The following is a 5706-nucleotide window of genomic DNA, read 5'->3' as shown; positions in this document are numbered from 1 at the left end:
ACCTGGGAGAAACCCATCGTGATCTTGCCGTCGTCGGCGACCTTGCCGGTGTCGGTGGAGGCACCCGGGGTGCTGGAGCCACCGCAACCCGTCATCGTCAAAGCGACGGCACCGACCGCGATCAGTGCCGAGATCCTTCGCAACATGGGGAGTTCCTTTCGTGGTGTGAGCGCTGACATCCGTGAGCCGTCAACGCTCTTTCTGCTTCCGTGGGCGACTAGCGCACCGCCGACGTACTGGCCCTGAGAACGAGACGGGGAGACACGACGTGACGCTCGCGCACGTAGGGCCCCTCCGTCTCGATCTGCCGTACGAGCACGTCGATGCTGCGCCTGCCCACGGCCCCGAAGTCCTGTCTGATGGTCGTGAGAGGAGGGAAGAAGAACTCCGACTCCGGGATGTCGTCGAACCCCACGATGTTGATCTGGCCGGGGACGCTCACCCCCTGCTCCATGAGGGCGCGCAGCACCCCCAGAGCCATCTGGTCGTTGGCCACGAACACGGCGGTGACCTCGTCGATCATCGCGGCCAGCCGCTGCCCGGCACGGTAGCCGGAGCGCGGGCTCCAGTCGCCGGCGAGGAGTTCGGGGACCGGGCGGCCCGCGGCGGTCAGCGCCTCGCGCCAGCCGTGCGCGCGGCCTTCGGCCTCCAGCCAGTTGGCCGGACCGCCGACGTGCCAGACCGTCTCGTGCTTCAGGTCCAGCAGGTGCCGGGTCGCCAGGACGGCGCCCTCGACCTGGTCGACGCTGACCGCCGACACGCTGTCCGTCCGGCCGCCCTCGACGGCCACGGCCGGCATGCCGGCGGGCATGTCCTCCAGCGCCTCGGCCGCCGAACGCTGTGGGGCGACCACCACGATGCCGTCCACGCCCTGTTCGGTCAGGTAGCCGATGGCGTCGAGCATCCTCGCCCTGTCGATGGTCCGAAGACTCACGATGCTGATGGAATAACCCGCGTTCCTGGCTGCCTGCTCGATGCCGTAGACCGTGCTCGCGGGGCCGTACAGCGTCGTGTCGAAACTGACGACACCCAGCCGGCGGGAGTTCCTGGTGACCAGTGCGCGTGCGACGAGATTGCGCCGGTAACCCAGCAGGTCGATCGCGCGCAGGACCTGGGCCCGGGTCTCCTCGCTGACGTTGGGATGGCCGTTGAGCACACGCGAGACCGTCTGATGTGACACGCCCGCCACCTTCGCCACGTCCGCCATGATGGGCGGGCGACGCCTCGGGACAGGTCCCACCCGGCGCTCCTCTCGTACGATCCAGGAAGACTGTGAGCGCTAACATCAGGTCGCGTCAAGAACTTCACCCATCACGGTCCCGTCACGCCGGAACCGCTTGCCCATCGACCGCCGGAGCGACGTGACCGTGCCCGGCCCGCCCGTCTCCTCGCCCGGCCCGCGGGCGGGGCGAGGAGACGGGCCGATCTCGTCATACGACGAGAGACCGGCGCCGGCCCGGCGGGAGATCCACCGGTGGCGCACTCGCCCCGAAGCGTCTTCACGGCTCGACGGCGAAAAGGCCGCACCTGATTCCCGGCCTGTCGCGGGCCGGACACGAACACCGGTGAACACCGCGTGCCGGCTTCCCGCCTCTCACACCTCGCCGGGACGGCCTCCCGGGGCGGTCTCCTGCCATGCGGCGTGAGACCGCCCCGGGGGCTCCCTCCCGTCAGACGCGGGTCCAGCGCTGGTTGGCGGCGCCGTTGCAGGACCAGATCTGGAGTTTGACACCGTTGGCGGTGGAGTAGTTGGGGACGTCCAGGCACTTGTTCGCGCCGAGCGCGGTGATGCTTCCGTCGCTGTTGAGGCGCCACTTCTGGTTGCTCTGGCCGTTGCAGTCCCAGATGTGCACCGCGGCACCGTCGGCGGTGCTCATGTTGGCCACGTCCAGGCACTTGTTGCCGTACACCCGGAGCTCGTTCGCGCTGGTCTGCGTCCACTGCTGGTTGGTCTGGCCGTTGCAGTCCCAGATCTGCACCAGGGCTCCGTTGGCCTGCGAGACGTTGGCGACGTCCAGGCATCGGCCCGAGCCCACGCCGCGGATCGCGTTCGCGGGCGTGGGGGTCGGCGTGGAGCTGGGGCCACCGGGCTGGCCGATGCTGCCGGAGACCGACTGGAGTGCCGCGTACCAGGCGGCGGCCATCTTGTCGTAGCCGCCGGCGGTGGGGTGGATGCCGTCGATCAGGTCGGAGGTGGTCAGCTTGCTGTGCATGTCGACCAGGTGGACGCGCTTGCCGCTGTTGACCTTGTTCTGCACGATGCCGGGGATGGCCGCGTTGAAGGTGCGGGCGGCGGACTCCTGCCCGGAGTTGGACAGCGGGATGATGGTGGCGACGAACACGTCCGCGTCCGGCACGGTGGTCGTGATGCGGTCGATCAGGGTGGACAGCCGCTGGGGCGCTCCGGCCACGTTGTAGTTCTGCAGTATGTCGTTGGTGCCGATGTGCAGCAGCACCGTGCGCGGATTCTGGGTCCGCGCCCAGTTGGTGATGTTCGCGTCGATCTGGTCGATACGCCAGCCGGGGTGCCCCTGGTGGTCGTGGTCACCCAGGTTGCCCGGCCCGTTGAACTGCGACCCGACGAAATCCACCGTGTACCGGCCGGAGACCAGCCGCTGCCACAGGCCGATGCGGTATCCGCCCGGCACCTGCGTACCCTCGGTGATCGAGTCGCCCAGCGGCATGACCCGCACTCCGCCGTTGGACTCCGCTCCGGCGACACTCGTTTGCGTCACCGCGCCCAGGGCAACCATGGTCACGGCCAGAAGCGCCGCGCCGAACCACCGTCTCCACCCACGCATGCTCAACCTCTTTCCGGCAGCTGAGAGCAGTTACCGCTGACGGCTCGTGTAGCGCCAGCGGTTCGTATTCGTAAATCACTCGCCGGCGAATGCCATGTGGTGGCATGCCTGGCGAGCGGGCGTGGCGGCTCGGGCGCATCGCAGGTGTCCGCCGGTCACCTGAGAGCTGCGAGGCCCGATGTATAAGGCTGATCTCAGCTTCCGCCGTGCGGGAAAGCCTCCTGTCAAGAGATCAGCGACCGTAAGGGGGCAACCATGGGCGTGGTGTCGGGCAGGAATCAACGGTCGCCGAGCACGCATTCTGGGGGGCAGAAAGATGTGAGCGCTAACATTTGTCCGCCGGTCGGGGCTCCTTCTCTGTCGAACGGTTGTGGTGGTGGAGCGGAGCAAACACCAGGCGGAGAGAGGCTGTCAAGAGTACGAAACATGGCCTGCCCGCAAGGGGTGCGAGGCGAGCACGGTTCATCTGCTGTTTCACGGATCGCCGCACCGAGGCGGACGGGCCGATGAGATGAAAATTTCACAAAGGAGGTCTCGGACCCGCGGGCGGACCCGTGGCTTTCCGGGGTCCAGGAGACGTCGGCACTGGTCACGACATGTGCATCAAACAGCAGAACAGAACCTTGCTGGATGAGCTTGACACATTTTGTAATACTTTCCACACTGAGTCCCCGAGACGGCCCCATGCCAAGCCGGTGGTGAGCGGCAGGGGCCGTCGGCCACGACGCCCTGGTGGTGCGCGTTCCCTGATGACGGAACGCGGCGTCGATCCCGCGGTGTGTCCCCTCGCGACTATCCGCTTCCGCGTTTCTGTGATGCAGTTATGGAGGCTCAGGCATGGACACGAATGCCATACCCCCGCCCGGCACCCGGCGACCCCTCGGCGGCCTCCGCCGGGCCCTGATCGTCGGCGCCCTCGGCACCCTCGTGCTCGGCACGACCACAGCGGTGACCGCCCAGGTCTCCGCCGGCGCCGCTTCCGTCAGCGCCGCTTCCTTCAGTGCCGCCGCGTCCACGCTCGGCGCGGCGGCCCAGCAGAGCGGCCGGTACTTCGGCACCGCGATCTCGGCGGGCAAACTGGGCGACTCCCAGTACACGACCATCGCGAACCGCGAGTTCGACATGGTGACGGCCGAGAACGAGATGAAGATCGACGCCACCGAGCCGAACCAGAACCAGTTCAACTTCACCAACGGCGACCGCGTCTACAACTGGGCGGTGCAGAACGGCAAGCGGGTGCGCGGGCACACCCTGGCCTGGCACAACCAGCAGCCGAACTGGATGCGCTCGATGGAGGGCAGCTCGCTGCGCCAGGCGATGATCAACCACATCAACGGCGTGGTGAACCACTACAAGGGCAAGATCTACGCCTGGGACGTGGTGAACGAGGCGTTCGCCGACGGCAACTCCGGCGGGCGGCGCGACTCCAACCTGCAGCGCACCGGCAACGACTGGATCGAGGTCGCCTTCCGCACCGCGCGGGCCGCCGACCCGGCCGCCAAGCTCTGCTACAACGACTACAACATCGACAACTGGTCGTGGGCCAAGACCCAGGGCGTCTACAACATGGTCCGCGACTTCAAGTCGCGTGGCGTGCCGATCGACTGCGTGGGCCTGCAGTCGCACTTCAACAGCCAGAGCGCCTACAACAGCAACTACCGCACCACGATCTCCAGCTTCGCCGCCCTCGGCGTCGACGTGCAGATCACCGAGCTGGACATCCAGGGCGGCTCGGCCCAGACCTACGCCGCGGTGACCAACGACTGCCTGGCGGTGCCGCGTTGCAACGGCATCACCGTCTGGGGCGTCCGCGACAGCGACTCCTGGCTCGGCGCCAACACCACCCCCCTGCTCTTCGACAGCTCGGGCAACAAGAAGGCCGCCTACACCTCGGTCCTGAACGCCCTCAACGCCGCCGACCCCAACCCGGATCCCACGATCACTCCGACTCCCACCCCCACCCCGACCTCGGGTGGCGGTACCGGGCAGATCAGGGGCGTGGCCTCCGGCCGGTGCGTGGACGTGCCGAACTCCTCGACGACCGACGGCACCCAGGTGACCCTGTGGGACTGTCACACCAACCCCAACCAGCAGTGGACCTACACCTCCGCGCAGGAGTTCAGGGTCTACGGCAACAAGTGCCTGGACGCCGCCGGCACCGCCAACGGGGTCAAGGCCCAGATCTACGCCTGCCACGGCGGCAACAACCAGAAGTGGCGCATCAACACCGACGGCAGCATCACCGGCGTGCAGTCCGGGCTGTGCCTGGACGCCGCCAACAACGGGACCGCCAACAGCACCCTGATCCAGATCTACGCCTGCCACGGCGGCAACAACCAGAAGTGGACCTGGAACGGCACCCCGGGAACCCCTGACCCGACGCCGACCCCGACGCCGACCCCGACCGGCACGTGCGATCTCCCGTCGTCGTACCGGTGGAGCTCGACCGGTGTGCTGGCCAACCCGAAGTCGGGCTGGGTCTCGCTCAAGGACTTCACCGTCGCCCCCTACAACGGCAGGCAGCTCGTCTACGCCACCACCCACGACTTCGGCAGCAGCTGGGGCTCGATGAACTTCGGCCTGTTCACCAACTGGTCGGACATGGCCTCGGCCAGCCAGAACACCATGTCCTCCGGCACCGTCGCCCCCAGCCTGTTCTACTTCGCCCCCAAGAACATCTGGGTCCTCGCCTACCAATGGGGCGGCCCCGCCTTCTCCTACCGCACCTCCAGCGACCCCACCAACGCCAACGGCTGGTCCTCCCCCCAGACCCTCTTCTCCGGCAGCATCACCGGCTCCCAGACCGGCCCCATCGACCAGGCCGTCATCGGTGACAGCACCAACATGTACCTGTTCTTCGCCGGCGACAACGGCAAGATCTACCGCGCCAGCATGCCCATCGGCA

At 67.5% G+C, this 5706-nt stretch carries 3 protein-coding genes; 1 reads left to right on the top strand and 2 read right to left on the bottom strand.

The features are described from left to right. Positions 1-217: 217 nt before the first annotated feature. Both ACFFRH_RS43920 and ACFFRH_RS43915 read right to left on the bottom strand, forming a co-directional pair. On the bottom strand, positions 218-1207 hold the full coding sequence (locus tag ACFFRH_RS43920; protein WP_386164102.1) for a LacI family DNA-binding transcriptional regulator: 990 nt from the start codon (positions 1205-1207) through the stop codon (positions 218-220). Positions 1208-1670: 463 nt separating this feature from the next. Then, positions 1671-2801: a ricin-type beta-trefoil lectin domain protein gene (locus ACFFRH_RS43915; protein ID WP_386164100.1), complete on the bottom strand. Its 1131-nt coding sequence runs from the start codon at positions 2799-2801 to the stop codon at positions 1671-1673. Positions 2802-3638: 837 nt separating this feature from the next. On the opposite strand from ACFFRH_RS43915, the gene ACFFRH_RS43910 reads away from it, so the two are divergent. Next, the coding region (locus ACFFRH_RS43910) for a non-reducing end alpha-L-arabinofuranosidase family hydrolase (protein WP_386164098.1) at positions 3639-5706 on the top strand (2068 nt) is incomplete at its 3' end.

The sequence above is a fragment of the Streptosporangium vulgare genome (genome assembly GCF_042428775.1).
In the GTDB taxonomy this organism is placed as follows: Bacteria; Actinomycetota; Actinomycetes; order Streptosporangiales; family Streptosporangiaceae; genus Streptosporangium; species Streptosporangium vulgare.
This window is presented reverse-complemented; position numbering and strand designations above follow the sequence as displayed.